General features: G+C 70.9%; 29 protein-coding genes. 4 read left to right on the top strand and 25 right to left on the bottom strand.

Annotation, left to right across the window (positions count from 1 at the left end):
* Window positions 1–10 precede the first annotated feature (10 nt).
* From MYF83_RS05025 to MYF83_RS05000, 6 genes are read right to left on the bottom strand one after another with little or no spacing between them, the layout of a single operon-like run.
* The gene (locus MYF83_RS05025; RefSeq protein WP_248958975.1) at window positions 11–1,387 is read right to left on the bottom strand and encodes an acetyl-CoA carboxylase biotin carboxylase subunit; all 1,377 of its coding nucleotides are present in this window, start codon (window positions 1,385–1,387) and stop codon (window positions 11–13) included.
* Window positions 1,384–1,854: an acetyl-CoA carboxylase biotin carboxyl carrier protein gene (locus MYF83_RS05020; protein ID WP_248958974.1), complete on the bottom strand. Its 471-nt coding sequence runs from the start codon at window positions 1,852–1,854 to the stop codon at window positions 1,384–1,386. Before MYF83_RS05020 ends, MYF83_RS05025 begins: the two co-directional genes overlap by 4 nt.
* Entirely contained in the window at window positions 1,851–3,530 is a 1,680-nt protein-coding gene (gene accD / locus MYF83_RS05015) for an acetyl-CoA carboxylase, carboxyltransferase subunit beta (protein ID WP_248958973.1), read from the bottom strand. The genes MYF83_RS05020 and accD overlap by 4 nt, the downstream gene beginning before the upstream one ends.
* Window positions 3,527–3,784 carry an acyl carrier protein gene (locus MYF83_RS05010; protein WP_248958972.1) on the bottom strand — a complete coding sequence of 86 codons (258 nt, stop codon included), beginning with the start codon at window positions 3,782–3,784 and terminating at the stop codon, window positions 3,527–3,529. Before MYF83_RS05010 ends, accD begins: the two co-directional genes overlap by 4 nt.
* Window positions 3,781–5,046, bottom strand: coding sequence for a ketosynthase chain-length factor (locus MYF83_RS05005; RefSeq protein WP_248958971.1), 1,266 nt, complete (start codon window positions 5,044–5,046; stop codon window positions 3,781–3,783). The genes MYF83_RS05010 and MYF83_RS05005 overlap by 4 nt, the downstream gene beginning before the upstream one ends.
* A complete protein-coding gene (locus MYF83_RS05000; protein WP_248959180.1) occupies window positions 5,043–6,308 on the bottom strand; it encodes a beta-ketoacyl-[acyl-carrier-protein] synthase family protein in 1,266 nt (421 codons plus the stop codon). The genes MYF83_RS05005 and MYF83_RS05000 overlap by 4 nt, the downstream gene beginning before the upstream one ends.
* 170 nt (window positions 6,309–6,478) lie before the next feature.
* Between MYF83_RS05000 and MYF83_RS04995 the strand changes: the two genes are divergently transcribed.
* Window positions 6,479–8,149: an FAD-dependent oxidoreductase gene (locus MYF83_RS04995; protein WP_248958970.1), complete on the top strand. Its 1,671-nt coding sequence runs from the start codon at window positions 6,479–6,481 to the stop codon at window positions 8,147–8,149.
* Here MYF83_RS04995 and MYF83_RS04990 read toward each other — a convergent pair.
* Window positions 8,097–9,152 carry a ketoacyl-ACP synthase III family protein gene (locus MYF83_RS04990; protein ID WP_248958969.1) on the bottom strand — a complete coding sequence of 352 codons (1,056 nt, stop codon included), beginning with the start codon at window positions 9,150–9,152 and terminating at the stop codon, window positions 8,097–8,099. The genes MYF83_RS04995 and MYF83_RS04990 overlap by 53 nt on opposite strands.
* Before the next feature lie 314 nt (window positions 9,153–9,466).
* On the opposite strand from MYF83_RS04990, the gene MYF83_RS04985 reads away from it, so the two are divergent.
* Both MYF83_RS04985 and MYF83_RS04980 read left to right on the top strand, forming a co-directional pair.
* On the top strand, window positions 9,467–10,516 hold the full coding sequence (locus MYF83_RS04985) for an acyltransferase domain-containing protein (RefSeq protein ID WP_248958968.1): 1,050 nt from the start codon (window positions 9,467–9,469) through the stop codon (window positions 10,514–10,516).
* An 83-nt stretch (window positions 10,517–10,599) separates the two neighbouring features.
* Entirely contained in the window at window positions 10,600–10,902 is a 303-nt protein-coding gene (locus tag MYF83_RS04980; protein WP_372500091.1) for a hypothetical protein, read from the top strand.
* Window positions 10,903–10,916: 14 nt separating this feature from the next.
* On the opposite strand, the gene MYF83_RS04975 is transcribed toward MYF83_RS04980, so the two are convergent.
* From MYF83_RS04975 to MYF83_RS04905, 15 genes are all read right to left on the bottom strand, one after another.
* On the bottom strand, window positions 10,917–11,456 hold the full coding sequence (locus tag MYF83_RS04975) for a DUF3841 domain-containing protein (protein ID WP_308201403.1): 540 nt from the start codon (window positions 11,454–11,456) through the stop codon (window positions 10,917–10,919).
* Window positions 11,457–11,469: 13 nt separating this feature from the next.
* Window positions 11,470–11,628 carry a hypothetical protein gene (locus tag MYF83_RS04970; RefSeq protein ID WP_248958966.1) on the bottom strand — a complete coding sequence of 53 codons (159 nt, stop codon included), beginning with the start codon at window positions 11,626–11,628 and terminating at the stop codon, window positions 11,470–11,472.
* A 74-nt stretch (window positions 11,629–11,702) separates the two neighbouring features.
* Window positions 11,703–12,155: a pyridoxamine 5'-phosphate oxidase family protein gene (locus MYF83_RS04965; RefSeq protein ID WP_248958965.1), complete on the bottom strand. Its 453-nt coding sequence runs from the start codon at window positions 12,153–12,155 to the stop codon at window positions 11,703–11,705.
* A 166-nt stretch (window positions 12,156–12,321) separates the two neighbouring features.
* Window positions 12,322–12,945 carry a VOC family protein gene (locus MYF83_RS04960; protein ID WP_248958964.1) on the bottom strand — a complete coding sequence of 208 codons (624 nt, stop codon included), beginning with the start codon at window positions 12,943–12,945 and terminating at the stop codon, window positions 12,322–12,324.
* A gap of 5 nt (window positions 12,946–12,950) precedes the next feature.
* Window positions 12,951–13,415: a helix-turn-helix transcriptional regulator gene (locus tag MYF83_RS04955; RefSeq protein ID WP_248958963.1), complete on the bottom strand. Its 465-nt coding sequence runs from the start codon at window positions 13,413–13,415 to the stop codon at window positions 12,951–12,953.
* A 112-nt stretch (window positions 13,416–13,527) separates the two neighbouring features.
* On the bottom strand, window positions 13,528–13,938 hold the full coding sequence (locus tag MYF83_RS04950) for a VOC family protein (RefSeq protein WP_248958962.1): 411 nt from the start codon (window positions 13,936–13,938) through the stop codon (window positions 13,528–13,530).
* Between the two features lie 287 nt (window positions 13,939–14,225).
* On the bottom strand, window positions 14,226–14,639 hold the full coding sequence (locus MYF83_RS04945; protein ID WP_248958961.1) for a GNAT family N-acetyltransferase: 414 nt from the start codon (window positions 14,637–14,639) through the stop codon (window positions 14,226–14,228).
* 195 nt (window positions 14,640–14,834) lie between these two features.
* Window positions 14,835–15,728: a Gfo/Idh/MocA family protein gene (locus MYF83_RS04940; RefSeq protein WP_279339119.1), complete on the bottom strand. Its 894-nt coding sequence runs from the start codon at window positions 15,726–15,728 to the stop codon at window positions 14,835–14,837.
* Window positions 15,715–16,131, bottom strand: coding sequence for an MFS transporter (locus tag MYF83_RS04935; protein WP_248958959.1), 417 nt, complete (start codon window positions 16,129–16,131; stop codon window positions 15,715–15,717). Before MYF83_RS04935 ends, MYF83_RS04940 begins: the two co-directional genes overlap by 14 nt.
* A gap of 6 nt (window positions 16,132–16,137) precedes the next feature.
* Window positions 16,138–16,848 carry a GNAT family N-acetyltransferase gene (locus MYF83_RS04930; protein WP_248958958.1) on the bottom strand — a complete coding sequence of 237 codons (711 nt, stop codon included), beginning with the start codon at window positions 16,846–16,848 and terminating at the stop codon, window positions 16,138–16,140.
* 126 nt (window positions 16,849–16,974) lie between these two features.
* Entirely contained in the window at window positions 16,975–17,934 is a 960-nt protein-coding gene (locus tag MYF83_RS04925; protein WP_248958957.1) for an ABC transporter substrate-binding protein, read from the bottom strand.
* Window positions 17,935–17,978: 44 nt separating this feature from the next.
* Entirely contained in the window at window positions 17,979–18,740 is a 762-nt protein-coding gene (locus MYF83_RS04920; RefSeq protein ID WP_279339118.1) for an amino acid ABC transporter ATP-binding protein, read from the bottom strand.
* Window positions 18,737–19,606, bottom strand: a complete 870-nt coding sequence (locus MYF83_RS04915; protein ID WP_248958956.1) for an amino acid ABC transporter permease — start codon at window positions 19,604–19,606, stop codon at window positions 18,737–18,739. The genes MYF83_RS04920 and MYF83_RS04915 overlap by 4 nt, the downstream gene beginning before the upstream one ends.
* Window positions 19,603–20,709, bottom strand: coding sequence for an LLM class flavin-dependent oxidoreductase (locus tag MYF83_RS04910; RefSeq protein WP_248958955.1), 1,107 nt, complete (start codon window positions 20,707–20,709; stop codon window positions 19,603–19,605). Before MYF83_RS04910 ends, MYF83_RS04915 begins: the two co-directional genes overlap by 4 nt.
* A 61-nt stretch (window positions 20,710–20,770) precedes the next feature.
* The gene (locus MYF83_RS04905; protein WP_248958954.1) at window positions 20,771–21,013 is read right to left on the bottom strand and encodes a PLP-dependent transferase; all 243 of its coding nucleotides are present in this window, start codon (window positions 21,011–21,013) and stop codon (window positions 20,771–20,773) included.
* A gap of 83 nt (window positions 21,014–21,096) precedes the next feature.
* Here MYF83_RS04905 and MYF83_RS04900 point away from each other — a divergent pair, with 83 nt between their 5' ends.
* The gene (locus MYF83_RS04900; protein WP_248958953.1) at window positions 21,097–21,597 is read left to right on the top strand and encodes an OsmC family protein; all 501 of its coding nucleotides are present in this window, start codon (window positions 21,097–21,099) and stop codon (window positions 21,595–21,597) included.
* A 308-nt stretch (window positions 21,598–21,905) separates the two neighbouring features.
* On the opposite strand, the gene MYF83_RS44150 is transcribed toward MYF83_RS04900, so the two are convergent.
* The 3 genes from MYF83_RS44150 to MYF83_RS04890 form a co-directional block, all read right to left on the bottom strand.
* A complete protein-coding gene (locus MYF83_RS44150) occupies window positions 21,906–22,091 on the bottom strand; it encodes a hypothetical protein (protein WP_372500090.1) in 186 nt (61 codons plus the stop codon).
* A gap of 192 nt (window positions 22,092–22,283) precedes the next feature.
* Entirely contained in the window at window positions 22,284–22,538 is a 255-nt protein-coding gene (locus tag MYF83_RS44145; RefSeq protein WP_372500089.1) for an integrase core domain-containing protein, read from the bottom strand.
* Entirely contained in the window at window positions 22,441–22,869 is a 429-nt protein-coding gene (locus tag MYF83_RS04890; RefSeq protein WP_248958951.1) for a hypothetical protein, read from the bottom strand. The genes MYF83_RS44145 and MYF83_RS04890 overlap by 98 nt, the downstream gene beginning before the upstream one ends.
* Window positions 22,870–22,978: the final 109 nt, after the last annotated feature.

Below are 22,978 nucleotides of genomic sequence, written 5' to 3'. Positions count from 1 at the left end.
CGAGCCGCCCTCAGTCACCACTGTCCGCCTTGAGCAGCTCGTCCACCAGGGACGTCGAGTGGGTCGCGTCGCGGAACGACGGATCGTCGAGCACCCGGCGCAGGAATCCGGTCGTCGTCGCCACTCCGGGGCCCGACACGCGGAACTCCGCCAGCGCCCGTCGCATGCGCCCGATCGCCCTGGCCCGGTCGGGCGCCCACACGATCACCTTGGCCAGCAGCGGGTCATAGGCCGGTGAGACGCGCAGGCCCGGGAAGGCGTGCGTGTCGACCCGGACGAACGGGCCGGCCGGCGGCGAGAAGCACGCGAGCACCCCCGGCGCCGGCGCGAAGCCCCTGGCCGGATCCTCCGCGTTGACGCGGCATTCGATGACGGCCCCACGGGGATGGACCTGGTCCTGCCCGAACTCCAGCGGATGACCGGCGGCGATCCTGATCTGCTCCTGGACCAGGTCGACGCCGGTCAGCATCTCGGTGACCGGGTGCTCCACCTGGATGCGCGCGTTGACCTCCATGAAGGAGAACCGGCCGTCCGGGGCCAGGAGGAACTCCACGGTGCCCGCCCCGACGTATCCCGCCGCCCGGGCGCCGTGCACCGCCGCCCGCCTGATCTCCTCCAGCACCTCGGAGGGCAGGCCCGGCGCCGGGCCCTCCTCGATGAGCTTCTGCCTGCGGCGCTGCACCGTGCAGTCGCGTTCTCCGAGCGAGACGGCGTTGCCGTGACCGTCGCAGAGGATCTGCACCTCGATGTGCCGGGCGGACGGAAGGAAGCGCTCGAGGTAGACCCGGCCGTCTCCGAAGAGCGCCTGCGCCTCGCCGCGGGCCTCCGTGTAGGCCGCCGCCAGCTCTCCCGGCTCGCGGGCGATCCGCATCCCCCGCCCGCCGCCCCCGGCGACCGCTTTGATCATCAGCGGGTAGCCGATCCGCCCGGCGGCCCGCTTGGCCGCCTCCATGCTCGCGAGCGGGGCCATGCTGCCGGGCAGCAGCGGCAGGCCGGCGTCGGCCATGAGGGCGCGGGCGCTCGACTTGTCGCCGAGCCGCGCGAGCACCGACGCGGGCGGCCCGATGAAGACGACGCCCTCCTTGTCGCAGACCTCGGCGAAGTCGGGGTCCTCGGACAGGAACCCGTAGCCGGGGTGGATGGCGTCGGCCCCCGTGCGCGACGCGGCCTCCATGATCGCCGGGATGTTCAGGTAGCTGTCCCTGGCCGGCTCGGGGCCGATGCAGACCGCCTCGTCGGCGGCGGACACCGCGCTCGAGTCGCGATCGGCCGTGGAGTGGACGGCGACGCTGCGGATCCCCATCTCCCTGCACGCCCGGACGATCCGCAGCGCGATCTCGCCCCGGTTGGCGACGAGGACCGTGCGGAACATGCCGTGGGCGGTCATGAGGCGTCCGCCGGGATCAGGGCGATGAGCGGCGTGCCGTACTCCACCCGGGTGCCGTCCGAGACGAGGATCAGGGCGACGCGCCCCGCCCGGTCCGCCTCCACCGGGGTCATCAGCTTCATCGCCTCCAGAATCGCCACCTGCTGGCCCGCCTCGACCAGGTCCCCCTCGCCGACGAAGGGTTTGGCCCCCGGCTCCGGCGCCAGGTAACACGTGCCCACCATCGGCGCGCAGAGGTGGTGGTAGGCCTCCGGCTGGGCCGCGGACGGCGGCTCGCCGCCGGCGGGCGCCGCCCGGCCCGCCTCCCGCGGCCACTCCATCTCCACCGCGATGTCCCCCACGCGCAGCGAGACGCGCCGCAGCGGCGAGCGCGCCACCGCCACCAGGTCGGCCATGCTGCGGCAGACGGCCGCCAGCACGCGGTCGGGATCCGCCGCGAGCAGGCGGTCGGGATCGGCCGCCGTCATGCCGGGACCCGGCCGAAGGCGCGGATACGGGCCCGCCTGCGCGACAGCAGGCCGGCGATGTCGTGACTCATCAGTTCCTCCAGCCGTGCGACCAGGGCGGCACGCAGGGCGGCCGCGGCCGCGGCCGCGTCGCTCTGGGCGCCGCCCGGCGGTTCGGGGATCACCCCGTCCGCCACACCGAGCTCCAGCAGGTGGCGCGCGCCGATCCGGAGCGCCTCGGCGGCCCGCGGCGCCGCCGCCGCGTCGCGCCACAGGATGGCGGCGCAGCCCTCGGGGCTGATCACGGAGTACACCGCGCCGGAGAAGGCGAGCACCTCGTCGGCCACGGTCAGGGCGAGCGCTCCGCCGCTCCCGCCCTCCCCCGTGACGACCGCCACGATCGGGACGGGCAGTCCGGCCATCAGGCGCAGGTTCTCCCCGATGGCCACCGCCTGCCCGCCCTGCTCCGCCTTGACGCCGGGATCGGCGCCGGGAGTGTCGACGAGGGTGACGACCGGCAGGCCGAGCTTGGCCGCGAGCCGCATCAGGCGCGCCGACTTGCGGTACCCGGCGGGCACCGGCATGCCGAAGTTGCGCGCCGACAACTCGGCGATCGTGTGGCCCTTCTGGTAGCCGATCAGGACCAGCGGGATGCCGGCCATGCGGCCGATCCCGCCCACGATGGCCGGGCAGTCCCCCGAGACCCGGTCGCCCCGCAGTTCCTCGAAGCCGTCGAGCATCAGGGAGATGTACTCCAGCGTGGTCGGGCGGCGCAGGTCGCGGGCGTGCTGGACCGCCTCCCAGGCGTCACGCTCCGGGACCAGGGTGGGGTCGCGCACGATCCGCGGCTCGGCCACGGCGCGGCGTCCGGAGGGCCGCCGGGTGCCAGCGGCGAGCAGATGAGCGATTGCCGGGCGCAGCTCCGCGCGGCGCCGCACCAGGTCGATCATGCCGTTCCTGAGCAGGAACTCCGCCGTCTGGAACCCCTCCGGCAGCTTCTCCCTGGTCGTCTGCTCGATCACGCGTGGTCCCGCGAAGCCGAGCCGCGCGCCCGGTTCGGCGACGATGACGTCGCACAGGGTCGCGAACGAGGCGGCGACCCCGCCGAAGGTGGGGTCGGTGATCAGCGAGATCGTCGGGATGCCGGCCTCGTCGAGCTCTCGCAGCGCCTGGCTGGTCTTGGCCATCTGCATCAGCGCGATGACGCCCTCCTGCATGCGCGCGCCGCCGGACGCGGTGACGATCAGCAGCGGGAGGCGCTCGCTCAGCGCCGTCTCCGCCGCCGAGGCGATGAGCTCGCCGACCGCGTTGCCGAGGCTGCCGCCCATGAACCGGAAGTCCATGACCGCGGCGATGAGCGGGACGCCTTCGATCGCGCCGCGGACGCACACCACCGCCTCTTCCAGCCCCGTGCCGCTCCTGGCCTCGCTGAGCCGCTGCGGGTAGGGCTTGGTGTCGACGAACCCGAGGGGGTCGCCCTGCGGCACGGGAAAGCCCAGGTCGACGCGGCTGCCCGGATCCAGCAGCTGTTCCAGGCGCTGCCCGGCGGTGAGGCGGTGGTGCGACCCGCATTCGGGACACACGCGCAGGTTGCGGGCCAGGCGCTTGGCGTACAGCAGACGCCCGCAGGCCCGGCAGACCACCCAGTCGGTGGCCCCCCCGGCCTGCGGCTCGGACACGGCGGCGGGGCGGCTCACACCTTCTCCACCAGCCGGTTGTTCACCAGGTCGAGCAACCGGCGCGGGGTCGTGATCTCGCCGATCTCCTCGTCGAGCACCGCGACGCCGACCTCGTGCTCGATGCGGCTCGCCGTCTCCAGCAGGGCCAGCGAGTCGTAGCCGAGGTCCTCGAAACCGCTGTCCAGGATGTCGCCTTCGAGGCCGGCCGAGTCGTCCTCGCCCGCGCAGGCGCGCAGGATGCGCTTGAGATCGTCGATGGTGAACTCGCTCATGTGCCTTCTCCTTGTGTGATGGCCGCGGCCCGTGCGGGCCGCGGCGCCGCCTGCGGGCATCGCCGTACGACCATCGCGGCGTTGAACCCGCCGTATCCGCGGGCCAGGACCAGGGCGGCGCCGACGGTCGCGCGCCGCGTGCGGGTCACCAGGTCGAGCCCGTAACTCTCGTCGGGCTGGACGACGCCCGCGGTCGGCGGGATCACGCCGTCACGGATGGACAGGAGCGCCGCCGCCAGATCCAGGGCCGCCCCGCCCGCGTTCAGCCGGCCCGTCATGCTCTTGGGCGCCGTCACCGGCACTCCGCACCTGCCGAAGACCTCGGCCAGCGCCTCGGCCTCGGCCCGGTCCAGCTCCGGCACGCCGGCGCCGTCGGCGAACACCACGTCGATGTCGCCGGCGGCCATCCCCGCGTCGTCCAGCGCGCCGCGGACGGCCGACGCGAGGCGGGACGGGCGCCCGGTGCGGGGGGCGGGGTCGAACGTCGCGCGGTAGCCGGCGATCTCGCCGTAGAGGTGCGGCGCCCCACGGCGGCGGGCGTGGTCGGCGTCCTCGACGATGAGGATCGCCCCGCCCTCCCCCGGGAGGTGACCGCGCGCCCCCGCGGCGAACGGGAGATAGGCCGCGCCGGGGTCGCCGCTCGTGCTGAGCCGGCCGCCCGGGATCTGCGCCACCAGTCCCCACGGGCACAGTGACGCGTCGACGGCCCCGGTGACGACCAGGGCGGTCCTCTTGCGTACCAGGCGCCGGGCCTGGGCGACGGCGTCGAGCCCGCCGGCCTGCTCGGAGACGTTGATCCCGATGGGCCCGCGCATGCCGTGCCGGATGGAGATCTGACCGGCGTTGACCGCGTAGAACCAGGCGAACGACTGGTAGGCGCTGACGTGCCGCGGCCCGAGCCGCCACAGGTTCTGCAGTTCGCGCTGGCCGAACTCGAACCCGCCGGCCGAGGCCGCCGTGGCCACGCCCATGTCGAAGTCGCCGAAGTCGCCCGGGTGGGCGTCCGCGTCCTCCAGCGCCCAATCGGTGGCCGCCAGCGCGAGCTGCGTGCCCCGGTCGGTCTGCGGGACGAGCCGCCCGGGAACGTGGTCGGCGGCCGTGAACCCAGGCACCTCCCCGGCCAGCCGGACCGGGTACCGCGAGGCGTCGAAGCGGGTGATGGGGCCGATGCCGCTCTCCCCGTCGAGCGTCCGGCGCCAGAACTCCGCCGTGCCGAGCCCGTTGGGCGCCACCACCCCGATCCCGGTGACCACGGCGCTCATGCCACGGCCCCCGGGCGCTGGAGCACCATCGCGCTCTGGAAGCCGCCGAAGCCGCTGCCCACGGTGAGGACGGCGTCGAGCCGCTTCTCGCGGGCCGTCAGCGGCACGTAGTCCAGGTCGAGCTCGGGGTCGGGCTCGTGGAGGTTGGCGGTCGGCGGCACCACGCCGTGCTCGATCGCGAGCGCGCAGGCGGCGATCTCGATGGAGCCGATCGCGCCGAGAGAGTGCCCGATCATGGACTTGATCGAGCTGATGGGGACGTCGTAGGCGTGCGGGCCGAGCGCGGCCTTGAAGGCGGCGGTCTCGTGCCGGTCGTTCTGCTTGGTGCCGGTGCCGTGCGCGTTGACGTAGCCGACGGCCTCGGGCGCCAGCCGCGCCTCGGCGAGCGCGGCCCGGATGGCCTCGGCCATCTCCCTGCCGTCGGTGCGCAGGCCCGTCATGTGGTAGGCGTTGCTGCGGTTGGCGAACCCGGTGATCTCGGCGATGGCACGCGCGCCGCGCCGCCGCGCGTGACCGAGCTCCTCCAGGACCAGCACGGCGGCGCCCTCCGCGAGCACGAAGCCGTTCCTCGTGCGGTCGAAGGGCCGCATCGCGTGCTCGGGGTCGTCGTTGTGGTTAGAGGTGGCGAGGATGGCGTCGAAGCAGGCCACGGTGATGGGGGAGATCGGCGCGTCGGTCCCGCCGGCGATCACGACGTCGGCCGAGCCTTCGCCGATCAGCTCGCAGCCGTGCCCCACGGCGTCCAGGCCGGACGTGCAGCCGGCCGACACGACCGTGACCGGCCCCTCCGCGCCGGCGACCCAGGCCACCTCGGCGGCCAGCGAGCCGGGGGTGAAGTAGTCGTACAGGTGAGGGACGGCGTAGGTGTGGTCGACCTCCCACAGCCGGCCCGCGTCGCTCACGACCGCGTACTCCCATTCGAGCTTGGTCGTGCATCCGACCGCGCTGCCGAGGCTCACCCCGGTCCGCTCCGAGGGCAGGTCGTCGGGGTCGAGGCCGGCGTCGGCGAGCGCCTCTCTGGCGCACACGACGGCGAACTGCGCGGCCCGGTCCAGGCGGCGCACCTCCTGCGCCGACAGCCCCTCGCGGACGGGGTCGAAGTCGCACTCGGCGGCGATGCGCGACCGGTAGGGAGCGGGGTCGAAGAAGCTGATGGGCCTGGTGGCTGAGGACCCCGAGGTGACGCGCTCCCAGAACGCCTTCACGCCGGGGTCGCCGGGCGCTACGACGCCGATCCCGGTGATCACGACCCGGCGGTTCATCGGCGCCCCGGGGGAACTGCGGCTCGGCACATGATCCGGCTCCTTCCACACGCAGGACGGGCCCTTGCGGACCCGTGATGACCTTGCGGAACGCTGCTCGAGTGCCACTCGAACAGTGGTGGAGGGCGGGGCTCGACCCGGCCTCGAGGAGCGCGCGTGACCATCGCGCCATGACGCTGGGAGACGACGCACGCGAGGAGCCGGCCGAGGTGCTGGTGGCCGGCGCGGGACCTGTCGGGCTGACGATGGCCTACGAGCTGGCGCGACGGGGGGTGCGGGTCCGGCTGATCGACGCGCGCGAGGGCCCGGCGACGACCAGCAGGGCGATCGCCACGCATCCCCGCACGCTGGAGGTCTACGACCAGATGGGGATCGTCGAGGACGTCCTGCCGCGCGGCCGGCGGATCACCTCCTTCACGATGTACCAGCGGGGGCGCAGGCTGACCCGGCTGGAAGCCGACTACGCGAACACGCCCACGCGCTTCCCGTTCACGATCGCGATCGACCAGGTGACCACCGAGGAGACGCTGCGCGCGGCGGCCGCCCGGCTCGGCGTCGCGGTGGAGTGGGGCGTGCGCCTGGACGGCTTCGACCGGCACGACGCCGGGGTGCGCGTCAGGCTGACCCACTCCCGGGGCGAGGCCGAGCAGGCCGAGGTGCCCTGGCTGGTCGGATGCGACGGCGGTCACAGCACCGTCCGCAAGATCCTCGGCCTGCCCCTCCTCGGCGAGTCCAGCGAGACCTGGCTGATCGCCGACGCCCAGGTGGAGACCGGCCTGCCGCGCGACAGCATCTACTGGGTGCGGTGCCCGGGCGTCACGATGATGATGGTCCCGATGATCGAACCCGGCCGCTGGCGGCTGCTCGACACCGCCGCCGTCGAGCACGACCCGAGGCCGGCGAGCGTCGCCGAGCGGTTCAACGCACTGATCGCCCCGGGCGTCGGGTGCCCGTTCCAGGTCGCCGAGCCGAGCTGGATCTCGGTGTTCACCTTCCAGCAGCGCATGACGCCGCGCATGCGGGTCGGGCGGTGCCTGGTCGCGGGGGACGCCGCGCACGTGCACAGTCCCGCCTCAGGGCAGGGCATGAACACCGGGATCCAGGAGGCGTACAACCTGTCCTGGAAGCTGGCCATGGTGGTACGCGGGCAGGCCAGGGAAGAGCTGCTGGACAGCTACGGCGAGGAGCGGGTGCCGGTGGGCCGCACCCTGCTGGCCTCCACCAAGAAGGCGACCCGGATCATCCAGCTCAAGAACCCCGTCCTGGCCGGGCTGCTGCCGGTGGTCTTCGCCGTGATGCGGGCCGTTCCGCCGCTCCGCGTCCGGATGCAGCGCGCCATCCTCGGCGGGGTCTCCGGCCTCGGCCTGCACTACGGCGCCGGCTCGCTGACCACGCCCGCCAAGGGGTCCGCCGCCGGTCCGAGGCCGGGTGAGCGGGTCACGCAGGCGGACGCGGCCGAGGCCGCGGAGCCGGCGTGGAAGGAGATGCTGGCGGAGCTGCGCGACCCCCGCTGGACGTTGCTGGCCTACGTGGACGACCCCGGCGGCGCGGCGGCGGCCACGGCCGTATGGGCCGACGAACGGCACGGCGCCTGGCTGTCGGTCCGGACGGTGTCGGCCCGCCTGTCCCCCGGGCTGCCGAACCCGCTGCCCGCCGCCGAGGGCGTGCCCGGCCTGCTCGCGCCCCGCGAGGGTCGCTGGCTGCTGATCCGTCCCGACGGCTACCTCGCCGCCGACGGCGAGGCGCTCACACGGGACGCGCTCGCCGCCGCCCTGGAGCGGGTGCCGCTCACGAGCCCGGTACGCCCGGAACGGGAGTATCCCAGCGCGGGCACTCGGTGATCTCGACCACGGCGCACGACCAGGTGAAGCCCGCTCCGACGCCCATCAGCATGATCACCTCGCCCGGGGCGACGGACCGCGTGGCGAGGAGATGGTCCAGGCTCGCGATCTGGTCGCCCGCGCCCAGGTGACCGATACGCCGGCTCCAGGACCACGTCGTGCGCTCGGGGTCGACGCCGAGGCGCCGGAAGAACGCCTGGTCGAGCCGCCGCCGGCCGAGATGCGGCACGAGGAACCGGTCCACCTCCGCCATCTTCATCCCGGCCTCGTCCAGGGCCGCCTCGAGCGCCTCACGCTGCCCCGCCCCGGTGCGGCTGACGCAGGAGGACAGCCCGGTCCTGGCGACGAACGCGCGCTTCCACACCTCGAGGTCCATCGGCCGGCGGACGCTGAACGGCGCCGGCCCGAACGGGTCGTCGCCGCGGTGCATGCCCTCCAGCTCCGGGTCGGAGACCGTGACGACCGCCCGCAGGCGGGCGAGGCCGTACCCGCGCGTCAGCATCACCGCGACGCCGCCGTCGGCGTACACGGTCCCCGGGTCGCTGCGCCAGCGGTCGAAGCCGGGCGGGCAGAACTTGTCGGCCGCGGTCACCAGCGCCGCGGAGCGCGGCCCCGCCGCGCTCAGGTATCCGGCGGCGAGCTCCAGCGCCGCCATCCCGCCGTTCGACATCTGGCGGACCTCGATGGCCGGGCACCGGTTCCCGACCGCCGTCCGCTGGACGTAGGACGCCGGCGGCCACAGGTCGTGGCCCTGGTAGTACACGGTGGCGTGCAGCATCAGCTCGATGTCCAGGGGGTCTCGGCCGGCCCGGGCGAGCGCGACGCGGGCCGCGTCCGCCGCCATCTCGGCGGGTGACTCCTCCCCGGCGACGGCCACCGACACCAGGCCCGTGCGCGCGGCCGTCTCCTGATCGCAGGCGCCCTTCGCCACGGCCTCCTCCACGGGGACCAGGGGGGCGATCGCGCTGCCGGTCGCGGCGATGTGGATGTCGCGGAACCGCATCCGTCTCCTCCGGGGGGATGTGCGAGCGAAGGCCGGAGCGGGCCCGCTTGTGGCGAGTTCCCCGCCCCGGCATCTGCTGATCGACCACTCTCGCGTCAGACGGTTCGCGTCCTGCACCGGCGTTCCTCACTGTGTGCCTCGCGCTTCGACCCCCGGCAGAGAGCTACTCGAGCCGGGCCGCGACCGGGCATCGAGTCCCTCTCGAAGGCCGGGCCGGACGATGACGCCTGTACCGAGGGCACCCATGCCGCGGACGCGCGTGACCCAGGACACCGGTGCGGCGGACACCCGTACCGGAGGAGGAAGGATTCGCGATGGAGACGGTCAAGGACGGCGAGGCGGATCGTGCCCGGACAGCCCTCGACGAGCGCCGCGGCCCGCGCCCCGTCGCGCTGCTCCTCCCGGGGCAGGGCGCGCAGCACGCGCGGATGGGGACGGGCCTGTACGACCACGATCAGGTGTTCACCGCCACGATGGACACCATCTTCTCGGAGCTGGGGCGGGAGGGGGCGCGCATCCGCGCGGACTGGCTGTCGGCGGAGCCGGCCGTCCCGGTCGACGACGTGCTGCGCGCCCAGCCGCTGCTGTTCGCCGTCGACTACGCTCTCGGCCGTACGGTCATGAGCTGGGGCGTCCTGCCCGCCGCCCTCCTCGGGCACAGCGTGGGGGAGATGGCCGCCGCCACCCTCGCCGGGGTCTTCACCCTTCGCGACGCCGTCCAGCTGACGTGGGACCGGCTGCTGCGGCTGAGCCGTACCCCGCCGGGCGGCATGCTGGCCGTCGCGGCGGGGCCGGGAGAGCTCGAGCCGTACCTGAACGACGACGTGGTGATCGGGGCGGTGAACGGGCCCCGGCAGGTCATGCTCGCCGGCACCGCGACGCCCCTGGCGAAGGCAGCCGCGGACCTGCGGGAACGGGGCTTCACCTGCAGGCCCGTGCGGGCCACCATCGCCTTCCACAGTCCCGCCGTGGCCTGCACGGCACCGCAGGACGAGGCGGCCTTCGCCGGCGTGCGGCTGCGCGCACCGGTCATCCCGCTGTACTCGGGATACACCGGACGGATCCTCACCGCGCGGGAGGCCCGCGATCCGGCCTTCTGGGCGCGGCAGCCCTCCGCCCGTGTGGTGTTCGGCGCGGCCCTCGACGCCTTGCTGGCCGCCGGGGACTTCCTGCTGCTGGAGGCCGGCCCCTCGCAGAGCCTGACCACGCTGGCACGGCGGCACCGAGCCGTGGGCCGGAACGGTGCGGCGATCCCCCTGCTGCCGCCCCGGCCCGGGGAACCCGCCGCCGACCGGGAGACCCTGCTGAGAGCCGTGGCCCGGCTGCGCGATGAAGGATACGAGTTGACCTCCTCCCCCTCGTGAACGAGTCCGGCAGGCGCCCACAACTCGTCATCGACCATCCCGTGCGTCGCGGCCTGGGCCGTCCCCGTAAGCGTCCTGGGCGCGTGTTGGCCGATACGTATTCGTCGCGGGGTAACCGCGCCTACCTGCGCCGGCGCGGCATCAAGGCGGTCATTCCAATCAAGAAGGACCAGCGAGCCAACCGTCTCAAGCACGGCCGCAGGGGTGGAGGACCGCCCGGCTTCGATGCCCAGTGGTACAAGGAACGCAACACCGCCGAACGGTGCGTCAACAAGCTGAGGGGCTACCGGGCGGTGGCCCTGCGTACCGACAAGCGCGAGCGGATCTATCAGGGCACCATCGACGTCGCCTCGATCAGGATCTGGCTCCGCGACCCAGTCGCATGACGACGGAGCATCACCTATTCACCAGCTTCAACCGTGCACGGGGTTTCTTCGGGCTCATCCAACGACGACGGCTTCAATGGGCGGATGCTCAGGACCCATGGGCCTGCCACGCGCGGAAGGCATGCCTGGACGCGCCCATAGGTCTGTTCATCGAGCTCGTCCTGGTCGATCGACCAGTCCATGCGCGGCGAACCGTCGCTCATGAAGATCGCTTCCAGGAAGTCGTTCCATCGCCCATATGAGCTGAGTACTACGAACTCATCGGGTACATCCAGGTCAAGGACGACATAGCGGTCATACTCCTCTGGACCATCAGGATTGAGGAGGAGTTCCGCTGTCAACGCCACTCGATCATCGCGGGTATCCGGCCCAGGCCATGCCCACAGCGGTGGTCGGCCCGCGCAGTCGATGCCGCGCCGCGCCATCTCCTCCACCATTTCCTCGTAAGCAGGACGGTATGAGTGGCTCAGCACCCTGGCCCAGTCCCCAACCAATTCACCGCTATCCTCCAGCGACTTGAGAACCATTCGATGCTGGACCGTCCACAAACGCACCGGACAAATTATGTCAGCACAGGACAGATGAAGCCGCGCGCGGGCCGCGCCGCGCCGACGCCTTCAGCTCCTGGGCGCGCTCCTTCATCGCGCCCCGTTCCTCATCCGTGAATCCGTCGAACTTCTCGTCGACTGCCCCGGTGTTCTTGACGGACGTCTGCGTGCCCTTCATGGCAGGTCTCCTCTCTTGCAAGGCTTGATCGGGGCAATCTCATGCTAGGGATCCGCCGCAGTGGCGGCTTCCGGTCAGCCGAGCCAGCGGCCGTCGCGCATAAGGTCGCGTCCCTGCAACTCGTTCGCCTCCCGCCATGCCTGGACGCGCCGTGGCCGGATCAGGAAGTACTGATAGGGCTCGTCGAGCTCGCGCGGGTCGAAACCGGTCTTGGCCGCGAACGCGTCGCCCGTCTCCGGGGCGAGGTCGGCGAGGTCCACCGGCTCGGCGGTGCCGTCGACGACGACGACGTCGCGCGTCGGCCCGCTGCCGAGTCGCACCCGGCCGTCCGCCAGCAGGTTGCGGCCGGTGACCGAGGCACGCGGCGTCGAGATGAGGAACGCGGTCCCGTCCCAGAGGTACGAGAGCGGGATGAGGTGGACGCCCGGGGAGCCCGGCGTCGCGACCCAGAGATCGACGTCGCTCTCCAGTCTCGCGCGAGTGTCTCGCAGCCTCTCCTCCAGCTCGCGCGGCGGCGCGCCTGTCATGCTTCCTCCAGTCACATCGTGAAGAGCCCTCTATCCAGGGGAGGGCTCCGTAGGTCATCGGCCGGTTCACCGAAGCCGCGGGCTTCGCGGACGGCACGGCCTCCAGCGCCCTGATGGCCTCGCGCACCGCCCATCTCGTGGGCCCGGTGGACACAGCAGTGGCAAGTCAGGGCGTGGTCGTCAGCGATGCGGCCTCCCACGCGAACCCGTCCGGGTCGGTGAAAGACCCGGCATCGCTGCCGAGCATGAGCCGGTGCGATCCGGTGCCGTCCATGGGGACGCCGACATCCTTGGCAAGGGCACGGCGCCCGTACAGCGCCAGCTTGACCGGACTCGACGCAGTGGCGAACTCGACGTACTTGCGGCCAAAGCTCTTCGTCACGACGAGGCCGCGGTCGGTGTAGAACCGCTTGCTCGCGGCCACGTCCGCGGCTCCCAACAGGAGCACCATCTCGTCGAACTGCTGGGTGGCCGGCCCGGTGTCCTTCTTCGCCGACGTCGCGACCTTCCAGATCGTCCCGTCCGGGGCCTGTACGACGCCGCCGTAGCCCCAGAACGACTTCGCGGCAGGCTTCAGCGGCGTGGCACCGGCGTCCAGGGCGGCGCCGATGAAGCCGTCGACGGTGGCCGGCTGGGACACCGTCAGCGACAGCGCGAAGCCACGGAAGCCGGTCGTCGGCGCCTCCGAGGCCCGCAGACGCACCTGAGCGCCCAGACCGAAGGCCGAGTAGAAGCGGCCGGCGGCCGCGGTGTCGGCCACCTCAAGGGTGAGAGATTCGATGGAAGTCATGTCCGTCACGCTAGTTGCGGCTCGGTGACCGGCGCTTCTCGATTCCTGACCGGTCTGGTCACCTGCTTCGCCACGCACGACGGCATCCCCGCCGCAGCGCCCGCCGCGCGGCGCTGGTAGGCGCTGGGCGGCATGCCGACGAGCTCGGTGAAGCGGGTGCTGAAGGTGCCCAGCGACGAGCAGCCGACCGCGAAGCAGACGTCGGTGACGCTGAGGTCGCCGCGACGCAGCAGCGCCATCGCGCGCTCGATGCGCCGCGTCATCAGATAGGCGTACGGCGACTCGCCGTAGGCGAGCCGAAACTGGCGGCTGAGGTGCCCGGCCGACATGTGCGCGCCGCGGGCGAGCGCCTCGACGTCCAGCGGCTGCGCGTACTCCCGGTCGATCCGATCGCGGACGCGGCGCAGCCGCGCAAGGTCGTTCAGGCGCTGTGCCGCGGTAAGTGCGCGCCCCCATGCGGGATGACACATGAGAGAACTCCTTTCATAGATGTCCGCGAGCACCTGGGCCACATGGCGAGGTGCTGGCCGGTGAGAGTGGAGCCGACGGCGGCCATCATGGCCGAATCGATCACTGAACGGCTCAGCGAAGCTCCTGGATGCGGATCAGGTTGCCCGCGGGATCGCGGAAGGCGCAGTCGCGGACGCCGTACGGCTGCTCCGTCGGCTCCTGGACGACCTCGGCGTCGCCGGCCTGCAGCTTCTCGAAGGTGTCGTCGAGGTCTCGGGTGGCCAGCAGGATCCAGCCGTAGGTGCCCTTGGCCATCATCTCGACGATGGTGCGGCGCTCGTCCTCGGTGATGCCGGGGTCGGCGGCCGGCGGCGCCAGGAGGATGGACGTGCCGGGCTGGTCGACAGGGCCGACCGTGATCCAGCGCATCTTGCCGTGTCCGACGTCGCTGCGTACCTCGAAGCCGAGGGTGTCGCGGTAGAAGGCCAGGGCGGCGTCCGGGTCGTCATGCGGGAGGGCGCTCGTGTGAATGGTGATGTCCATGGCCGTCACGTTATCTGCGGCTCGGTGACCGACGCTTCTCGCATCCTGATCGGTCCGGCCACCTGTTCACCCAGGATCTCCACGACCGCCTCCCAGGTGATCGCAGGCCGGGACAGCGCGGCTTAGGCGAACACGTCCGCAAGCGTCCGCAGCCGGATGCCGGGCCGGTCGGGGATGGCGTACCCACGCCTGGCCGGCAAGGGACGGATCTCCCTGACCGGGAGATACCAGACAAGGAGGCGCGGGCCCATACGGACGACACACCTCATGAACACCCACACTTCTCTTCACGTTCCGACGGCGCCCCCACCCGGCCGCCGCACCATGTAGACGTCGATCGGGTCCTGATCCTCAACGGTGAACCCGTGGCGCTCGTAGAGCCGCCGGGCGGCGCTGCCCCGCAGGACATTCAGGCGAACCGGCATGCCGTCGGAATCCGACCGTTCTAGCAGCGTTCGCAGCACAGCCGATCCGAGCCCACGGCCCTGGAGGCCCGGAACGAGATAGAAATGCTCCAGCCGCCGCCCGTCCTCCGCCGGGCGCACAGTGACGCAGCCCGCGAAGGCGCCATCTGCCACGATGACCGACGTGTGCTGAGGGGAGAAGGAATCCCGCAGCCGCTGCCGGACCCGATGCTCATCGAACCGTCCCAACCGCTCCAGGTCCGGACGCATCACCGTCGCCCGCAGTTCCGCGATCACCTCGACATCCGACGGCTCTGCGGAACGCAGAGCCCATTCCATGGGATGGCTAGGCCCGGTCCTGGACGTCGCCTGACCTGGCCGTATCCCGTCCGCCCTCGCACTCGTATCCATGGCCGAAGTATCTCAGCGACTTGCTGTGCACACGCACGCAGCGAGATCGTTTACAGACCAGGCACGCAACAGCCTCTATCGCTAGCCGAGCCCGCGCGGGCGCAGTCCTGAGTGCCGGTAGAAGCCGTCGATCAGCCGCAGGGTCGCCGCCGCGTTCTCCGGACCGGTCCGGACCCGCCCATGCGAGAGGACGGCTGCGGCGAACGCCCGGAGCTGGGCGAGGTAGGTCGGCTCGCCGGGCACGCGCTCGCGCCGCGTCTCGCCGCCGGCGCGCAGGACCAGGCGGTGGAACACCTGCGGCATGAGGTAGCCGCTCACCCGCAACTCGCCGCGTTCCCCGGTCACCCGGACCGATATCGACGGGCGGGCCGCGCTCCACAGCGAGCACCGGAACCGGCCGGTCGCCCCGCCGGGAAAGACGCACTCCCCGGTCATGGCACGGTCGACGCCGGGGCCGCGCAGCAGCGCCCGGGCTCCGGTCACCACCGGCTCGCCTGGGCCGACCAGGCGCAGGCAGTCGATCGCGTAACATCCGGCGATCATGGTGGCGCCACCGCCGAGCCCGTAGTCGTACAGGACACCGTCGAAGCGCGGGACGGGCCAGCAGTTGGCGGTCTCCACGTGGATGATCGGCCCGAGCGCCTCCCGCGCGAGGACGCGCATCCGCTCGGCGAGCGGGTGATGGCGGTAGTGCATCCCCTCCATGACGACCAGGCCGGTCCGGCGGGCCGCGGCGGCCACCTCCTCGGCCTGCCGGGCGTTCGCGGCCAGTGGCTTCTCGCACAGCACGTGCTTGCCCGCCTCCAGCGCGCGCAGCGTCCACTCAGCATGCGCGGCGTTCGGCAGCGCGATGTAGACGGCGTCCACGCCCGCGTCCTCCAGCAGCGCCTGGTAGCCGGGCCGGACGCCGGGAACTGGGAGTTGACCAGACCGCCGCCGAGCCCCTGCAGCAGGCGCGCCGCTACGAGCCCCCAAGGGTGAGAGGAAGACCCTGCCATCGCGGCGCCCACGATGAAGATCGCCATACCAGCGAGAAAAAACGGCTTGCGCCCCGGACGTCGCCGAGGCGGCCGCCAGGGATGAGGGCGAGGCCGAAGGCCAGGGAGTAGCCGGCCACCATCCACTGCAGCTGGGTGGCGTCCGCGTGCAACGAGCCGCGCAGCGCCGGTATGGCGATGTTCAGAACGGAGTTGTCGAGCAGCGTGGTGAACCCGCCGAGCGCGCAGACGACGAGCACGCGGCGCCCAGCGGCGTCGAAGCCCGTGGTGCTGTGCCTATCGGTTTCCTCGCTTCGCCCGGCCAGGAAGGCGCAGCCCTCGGCCGACAGGCCATGCGGTCCTTCGCCGGGTTCGCCGGACAGGAGGTTGCGCTCCTTCACCCCCCGTCAGGCTCGCGTGCCAGACGCACTGATCACCTCGTCCTCGGGAACGCGGAGGGCATTGAACGACGTCATGCGCCGCAGGGAGAAGCCGAGCGACTCGTATAGGCGGATCGCGTTGGTGTTGCTCGCCGCGGCGTGCAGGAACGGAATCTCCCCTCGTGCCCGAATGCCTGCGGCGACCGCCAGGACCAGTCGGGTGGCCAGACCCTGGCCGCGGAACGCAGCCTCGGTGCAGACGGCACTGATCTCTGTCCAACCGGGCGGGTGCAGCCGCTCCCCCGCCATGGCGACCAGTGCGCCGCCGCGGCGGATGCCGAGGTAGGTACCGAGTTCGACGGTACGCGGGAGGAAGGGGCCCGGCTGGGTGCGTTCGGCGAGGTCGAGCATCTCGGGCGCGTCGGCCGCGGTCAGCCGCACCGCCTCCTCGTCGGGTGCGCCGGACACTCCGGCGCCCGACATCTGGACACCTGGCACGACCCGTACCACCTCCCAGCCGGGCGGGGGCGAGATCGTGGCACCGGCCACGGAGACAATGGAGCCTGGGCCCGCGAACGCGGCGATGTCGTCCCAGTCGGCCGCCGACGGCTCGCTTCCGACCGCCAAGAAGGGAGACACGTCGGCTGGGTAGCGCCGGACGGCGCCGCGCACTTCAGCCAGATGTGCGTGCGGCCCGGTGAGTGAGGCCCACGCGGGGTTGTCCAACGGGTGCGTCACGGGGTCACCTCGATCACGATCTTGCCGCGGGTGCGTTTGCGCGCCGCGGGTTCCCCACCGAGGAGCGCGACCGCGGCCCGGTCGGCAGCGGTGATCATACGTACGCCTTCGGCATCTTCTTCCTTGTCAGCTCGACTGGCGGGGCAGGCCCGGCGGGTTGATCTGTGATTCGGGGATCGCCTCGTTGCCCAGGCCCCAGCGGTCGAGCACTTCCTTGTACTTCCCGTTCTTGATCACTGTATTGAGCGCCTCGTTGAGGGGCTTGACCAGGCCGTCGTCCTTCTTGGTCATCGCCGCGATGAGGCCTTGCAGATCAGGGCCCGCGCCCGAGGCAGTGCCGACGATCCGAGAATCGCCACTCACCGCGATGTTGTAGGCGATGGCGGGATTCGGCCCGAAGTAGGCCTGGATGCGGCCCGACTTCAGCGCGAGCAGGGCGTCGCCGTACTTGTTGTAGTACTGGATCTCGGCGTCCTTAAGGCCGGCCTCCTTGTTCTGTTTGTCCCAGTCGAGGAGGATCTTTTCCTGGTTGGTGCCCGCACCGACAGAGACGCGCAATCCGGCGATGTCGGCGGGCTTGGAGATCGCCTTGATCGGGCTGTTCGCCGGGACCTGCCAGGCGAGCTGGTCGACCCGGTAGGTGGCGAAGTCGTAGATGTCCTTGCGTTCTTCGGTCACGGTGACGTTGTTGAAGACGACCTCCAGCTTTCCGGACTTCGCGCCCAGGAAGAGGTTCTCCCAGGAGCTGATCTCCGGCTTCAGCTCCAGGCCGAGGACGTCGGCCACGAGTTGGGCGATGTCGGTCTCCACGCCGATGAACGTCGTGTCGTCGTCCGCGAGGAAGTTCAGCGGCGGAGCCCCTTCGCCGCTGTAGCCGACGACGAGCTTGCCATCCGCGGAGATGCCGGCGGGCACCTGTGCGGCGATGGAGTCGACCTTTTCGGCGCTCACGCGGTTCTGGTCGGGACTGGTGTTGATCTTTTTGCCGGCCACGCTGGGCGCGGCGCTCGTGGCGGCGTCCTTGGCCGCGACCGTCGGCTCGGCGCCGCACGCGGCGACGGCGACGGCCAGGAGGAGTGCGGGCATGACGGAAGCCCGCCAGGGGGAAAGGCGCATGAGGGTTCCTAGCGTCAGAGGACTTTGCCGATGAAGGCGCGGGTGCGTTCGTGGCGGGGACTGTCGAGGACCTGGGGCGGCGGCCCCTGTTCGAGGATCTGCCCGGCGTCCATGAAGACGACGGTGTCGGCCACCTCGCGGGCGAAGCTGATCTCATGGGTTACGACGAGCATGGTCGTGCCGGTGCGGGCCAGGTCCTTCATCACTTCGAGTACCTCGCCGACGAGTTCAGGGTCGAGCGCCGAGGTCGGCTCGTCGAACAGCACGACCTTGGGTTCCAGGGCCAGCGCCCGGGCGATGGCGACGCGCTGTTGCTGGCCGCCCGACAAGGTGCGCGGATAGGCGTCGGCCTTCTCCGCCAGTCCCACGCGGTCGAGCAGCCGGGTCACCAGGGCGTCGACCTCGGCCTTGGGCCGCTTCTGGGCCGAGAGCGGCGCCTCGGCGACGTTCTGCCGCACGGTGAGGTGCGGGAAGAGGTTGAAGTTCTGGAAGACGAAGCCGATCTTCGTCCGCTGCCGGAGGATCTCCCGCTCGTGCAGTTCGTGCAGCCGGTCGCCCGACCGTCTGTAGCCGAGCAGTTCGCCCTCGATCTCGACCGTGCCCGACTCCACCTTCTCCAGATGGTTGATCGTGCGGAGCAACGTCGATTTACCGGAGCCGGATGGGCCGAGGATCACGGCCACCTCGCCTCGCCGCACGCTCAGGCTCACTCCGCGTAGCACGTGCAGCGGGCCGAAGCTCTTGTGCACGTTGCGCAACTCCACCATCGTTGTCATGAGCGGCCCCTGCCGTAGTGACGCTCGACGTAGTACTGCACGACCGACAGCGCCGTGGTCAGGACCAGGTACCAGACGGCCGCCACCAAGAGGAGGGCCATCACTCTGCCGTTGCGCATGTAGATCACCTGCACCTGGTAGAACAACTCGGGCAGCGCCATGATGTAGACCACTGACGTGCCCTTGACCAGGCCGATGATCTCGTTGCCCGCGTTCGGCACGATGGTGCGCATCGCCTGCGGCAAGATGATCCGGAACAGCCGGCGCGCGCGCGGGATGCCCAGTGCCGCCGCGGCCTCCCGCTGGCCGGGATCCACCGACAGCAGCCCACCCCGTACGATCTCGGCGGCATACGCGGCCTGGTGCAGCGCCAAACCGAGGGCGGCGGCGGTCAGCGGGCCGATGAGGTCCATGGTGCCGATGTCGAAGAAGCCAGGTCCGAAGGGAACCCCGAACGACAGCCGGGGATACAGCAGCGCCAGGTTGTACCAGAAGAGAAGCTGCAGTATCAGTGGGACTGAGCGGAAGAGCCAGACGTAGGCCCAGGCAACCGACGACAGCAGTCGGTTGCGAGACAAGCGCATGAGGGCCAGTACGGTTCCCAGGGCGAATCCCAGGACGATGCCGAGCGCGGTCAACTCCATGGTGAGCACCAGCGAGCGCAGGACCGAGGGCGCGAAAAGGTACTCTCCGACAACCTCCCATTCCCATGCGGGATTGGTGGCGAGCGAGTTGGCGGCCATCGCCAACAGGAGCAGGGCGAGAGCGGTCGCCGCCCAGCGCAGCGGATGACGGGTCGGGACGACCCTCAGCGAGGGTTCGTCTCGCTGAACGGCCGGCGCCGCCTGAGTGCCGGAGAGTGTCATGATCCCACCGAGCTGAGTGCGGCTGCCTTGTTGCGGTCCCTTTCCGCGACCCCCTCCCGGACCAAGGGGATCACGTACCGGCCGAAGTCGATCGCATCGTCGAGGATGTCGTAACCACGCGCGGAGATGATCTCCACGCCGAGGTCGTAGTAGTCCAGCAGCGCTTCGGCTACGGTTTCGGGAGTGCCGACGAGCGCGTTGGAGTTGCCCGCACCGCCGGTCGCGGCGGCGGTCGGCGTCCACAGCGCGCGGTCGTGACGCTCCCCCCTTGCCGCCACTTCCAGCAAACGCTGTGATCCCGTGTTTTCCGGCGGCCCTGACAGGCGTCGTTTGCTCGTACCGGCGCGGCGCAGGTCGCCGAGGATGCGCTGCGCCTTCTCCCAGGCCAATTCCTCCGTCGAAGCGATGATCGGCCGGAAGGCGACCTGGATCCTCGGCACGTCCGCACGTCCGGCCCGCAGCGCGGCCTCCTTGATCGAGACGATCTGCCGCGCTGTGTCGGCCAGAGGTTCGCCCCACAGGCCGTAGATGTCGGCTTCCGCCCCGCCCGCCGTGTACGCTGCCGGCGACGATCCTCCGAAGGACACCGACGGGCGCGGCTCCTGGACCGGGAACACGTCGGAGACGAAGTCCTTGAAGGCGTAGTGCTCTCCCTCATGGTCGAAAGGCTCTCGCGACGTCCAGCCCTTCTTGACGATCTGGATGTACTCCCTGGTCCGGGAGTACCGAGCGTCCTTGGTCAGGAAGTCACCCTCGCGGCCCTGCTCACGGTCGTTGCCGCCGGTGATGAAGTGGACGGTAAGTCTCCCGTCGCTGATCTGGTCGAGCGTGGCGAACGTCTTGAGGGCGTACGTCGGGTACGACACGTTCGGCCGATGGGCGAGAAGGATGTCGAGATCGGTGACTCTCGTCGCCACGTAGGCGGCGGCCTGGGCCGGGTCGGGTGAGCCGGATCCGTAGGCGAACAGCACGCGATCCCAGCCGTACTCCTGGTGGGCCCGGGCGAGGCGAAGGGTGTACTGCTTGTCGAACGAGGGACCGGAGCGCGGCGAGGTTTCGGAGCCGTCGTTGGTCCCGCCGATGCCGAGAAACTCGACGGGCATGAGGTGCTGCCTTTCTGGGGCGATGTGAACATGTTCACCTCAACACAGCCCGACATTCCCGTCAAGTCCTACTTGTTTGGTAGGTTTTTATTAAGGCCGCCACCGCCGGGCTGGCGATGCGGCTGTAGATATTGCCGTACTTCTGCAGCGCGAACGGGTCCGCCGCGTCGGGGGTGTCCTCGAAGACGAAGCTGGTCGCCTGGCAGATGGGTACCGCCCGCGCCCCGGTCGCCGGGCCGGGGCGGCCTCCCGCGTGCAGCGCACGGGTGCGCAGGCCCCACTGGTGATCGTCCACGTACAGCATGATATGGAAACATCGAAATTCTTGACAATACCTACCTAAATTACCAAGAATTGAGCATCAGCCCTGCTCAAGGAGGAGCCCTCATGTCCCTCGACACTGTCATCGCTGAGACCCGCAAGGCGGTCACCGACGACGCCGCCAGCGCCCAGCTCGTCTTCGGCGCGCACGGAACGCTGGTCGGCGTCACCGAGGTCGACATCCGCACCGGGGCGCACACTTTCACCGTTGACGAGCCGCCGGCACTCGGCGGCGGCGACCGGGCCGCGAACCCCGTCCAGTACGCGCTGGCGGCGCTCGGCTCGTGCCAGGCGATCACCTACCGGTTCTGGGCCGAGCAGCTCGGGATCCCATTCGACACGCTCAGCGTCCGGGTGGAAGGCGACCTGGACATCCGCGGCTTCTTCGGATTCGACGACGCCGTCCGGCCGGGGTTCTCGGCCATACGCGTCCACGTCACCGTGGACGGGCCCGAGCCCGCGGAAAGCTACCAGCGGCTCGCCGTGGCCGTGGACGAGCACTGCCCGGTGCTGGACCTGTTCTCGAACCCCGTCCCCGTGACCCGTACGACAGAGCGGGCCGGCTGACCGGCCCCAGCACAACCCTTGGCAGATCCCGCGATCCTCGTCCCCACCCACCTCCATCGTGCCTGTCCTGCACCGCGGAGCGGGGCTGGCCGACGGCCGCGTGGCCGACATCACCATCGCCGAAGGCCTGATCGCACGACCTCCAGACTCCGGGTGGCGCAAGCTCCGGGCACGCCGAAGCGCTCGATCTCACCGGCTACCTCGTGCTGCCTTCCTTGGTCGAGCCGCACGCCCACCTCGACAAGGCGTTCACCGCGGCCCGGGTGGATAACCCGGACGGCTCGCTGCGCGGCGCGATCGGGGCGTGGCTAGCCGCCCGGGCCCTGTTGCGCGCGGCCCTGCTCGCGGGGGCGGACCTGGTCGGCGGAGCGCCCGCGCTCGACGACGACCCGGCAGGCGCGGTCGAGGCCCTCGCCGACGCCGGCGCGGGCGCCGGTGTGGGCCTCGACCTGCACATCGACGAGACGCTGGACCCGGACGTGTTGGACGCGCACCGCACACCGGCCCATATCCACCAGGTTTGGGGCCGACTCTACATAACGAGGCTTCCAACACTGATTTCTCGCGTGTACCGTCCTATCTCGCTCGCCCGGCCCGTGCCGTCTGGCAGTACCGACACGTCCGAGCTTTGTCAGGGCTGCTCCCACCCGGCCCGTGCACCTCCCCGGATCAGGCTGCCCTCGGCTTCAGCAGGCCGCTGCGACGGCCCACCGTCGGAGGTCTTCCACCCCCGCTCGGAGAACAAGCGCCTCACGGCGCACATGATCGTTATAGTGCCGCTCAAACTCGGCGAGCACCCGGCGCAGATGCCGCTCACCATAGACCAGCACGTGGTCCAGGCACTCACGCCGTAGTGTCCTGGCAAATCGCTCCGCATAGCAATCCGTTCGAGGCGCCCGGGGTGGAGTTTTGATGATTTGTATGCCGCCGCCGGTGAACACCTGGTTCGAAGACCCGGGAGAGCTTGCCGTCGCGGTCTCTGATGAGGAACTTGAACCGGCCGGCACGCTCCCCCAAGTCCATCAGCAGATTCCTCGCCTGCTGAGCGGTCCACGCCCCGGTCGGGTGAGCGGTCACGCCCAGGATGTGGATACGTCGGGTTTCGATCTTCATCACGAAGAAGATGTACAGCCGCTTGAGGAACAGGGTGTCGGCGTGCACGAAGTCACAGGCCAGCAGGCCGGCCGCCTGGGAGGCCAGGAATAGCCGCCAGCTCGGTGACACCCGGCGTGGTGCCGGGCCGGACCCGGCCGCCGCCAGAATCCGCCGCATCGTGCCCTCCCCCACCCGATGCCCCAGGCCGACCAACTCACCCTGAATCCTTCGATGGCCCCTGGCACAGCACAAGCGTGCGGCACGGTCCGCTTCCTCTCATACCGCT

Source organism: Sphaerisporangium perillae, from assembly GCF_023276435.1.
GTDB classification, from domain to species: domain Bacteria; phylum Actinomycetota; class Actinomycetes; order Streptosporangiales; family Streptosporangiaceae; genus Sphaerisporangium; species Sphaerisporangium perillae.
The sequence above is the reverse complement of the archived record's forward strand: the minus strand, read 5'-3'. Positions and strand labels throughout refer to the sequence as shown.

Excerpts from the sequence above, each read along its gene's own strand:
- MYF83_RS04910 (WP_248958955.1), bottom strand. The coding sequence starts at position 20,709 with ATGCCCGTCGAGTTTCTCGGCATCGGCGGGACCAACGACGGCTCCGAA.
- MYF83_RS04985 (WP_248958968.1), top strand. The coding sequence starts at position 9,467 with ATGGAGACGGTCAAGGACGGCGAGGCGGATCGTGCCCGGACAGCCCTC.
- MYF83_RS05010 (WP_248958972.1), bottom strand. The coding sequence starts at position 3,784 with ATGAGCGAGTTCACCATCGACGATCTCAAGCGCATCCTGCGCGCCTGC.
- MYF83_RS04970 (WP_248958966.1), bottom strand. The coding sequence starts at position 11,628 with ATGAAGGGCACGCAGACGTCCGTCAAGAACACCGGGGCAGTCGACGAG.
- MYF83_RS04920 (WP_279339118.1), bottom strand. The coding sequence starts at position 18,740 with ATGACAACGATGGTGGAGTTGCGCAACGTGCACAAGAGCTTCGGCCCG.
- MYF83_RS04905 (WP_248958954.1), bottom strand. The coding sequence starts at position 21,013 with ATGCTGTACGTGGACGATCACCAGTGGGGCCTGCGCACCCGTGCGCTG.
- MYF83_RS04950 (WP_248958962.1), bottom strand. The coding sequence starts at position 13,938 with ATGGACATCACCATTCACACGAGCGCCCTCCCGCATGACGACCCGGAC.
- MYF83_RS04960 (WP_248958964.1), bottom strand. The coding sequence starts at position 12,945 with ATGACTTCCATCGAATCTCTCACCCTTGAGGTGGCCGACACCGCGGCC.
- MYF83_RS05020 (WP_248958974.1), bottom strand. The coding sequence starts at position 1,854 with ATGACGGCGGCCGATCCCGACCGCCTGCTCGCGGCGGATCCCGACCGC.
- MYF83_RS05000 (WP_248959180.1), bottom strand. The coding sequence starts at position 6,308 with ATGAACCGCCGGGTCGTGATCACCGGGATCGGCGTCGTAGCGCCCGGC.
- MYF83_RS04965 (WP_248958965.1), bottom strand. The coding sequence starts at position 12,155 with ATGACAGGCGCGCCGCCGCGCGAGCTGGAGGAGAGGCTGCGAGACACT.
- MYF83_RS04995 (WP_248958970.1), top strand. The coding sequence starts at position 6,479 with ATGACGCTGGGAGACGACGCACGCGAGGAGCCGGCCGAGGTGCTGGTG.
- MYF83_RS04955 (WP_248958963.1), bottom strand. The coding sequence starts at position 13,415 with ATGTGTCATCCCGCATGGGGGCGCGCACTTACCGCGGCACAGCGCCTG.
- MYF83_RS05005 (WP_248958971.1), bottom strand. The coding sequence starts at position 5,046 with ATGAGCGCCGTGGTCACCGGGATCGGGGTGGTGGCGCCCAACGGGCTC.
- MYF83_RS04925 (WP_248958957.1), bottom strand. The coding sequence starts at position 17,934 with ATGCCCGCACTCCTCCTGGCCGTCGCCGTCGCCGCGTGCGGCGCCGAG.
- MYF83_RS05025 (WP_248958975.1), bottom strand. The coding sequence starts at position 1,387 with ATGACCGCCCACGGCATGTTCCGCACGGTCCTCGTCGCCAACCGGGGC.
- MYF83_RS04900 (WP_248958953.1), top strand. The coding sequence starts at position 21,097 with ATGTCCCTCGACACTGTCATCGCTGAGACCCGCAAGGCGGTCACCGAC.
- MYF83_RS04990 (WP_248958969.1), bottom strand. The coding sequence starts at position 9,152 with ATGCGGTTCCGCGACATCCACATCGCCGCGACCGGCAGCGCGATCGCC.
- MYF83_RS04915 (WP_248958956.1), bottom strand. The coding sequence starts at position 19,606 with ATGACACTCTCCGGCACTCAGGCGGCGCCGGCCGTTCAGCGAGACGAA.
- MYF83_RS04890 (WP_248958951.1), bottom strand. The coding sequence starts at position 22,869 with ATGCGGCGGATTCTGGCGGCGGCCGGGTCCGGCCCGGCACCACGCCGG.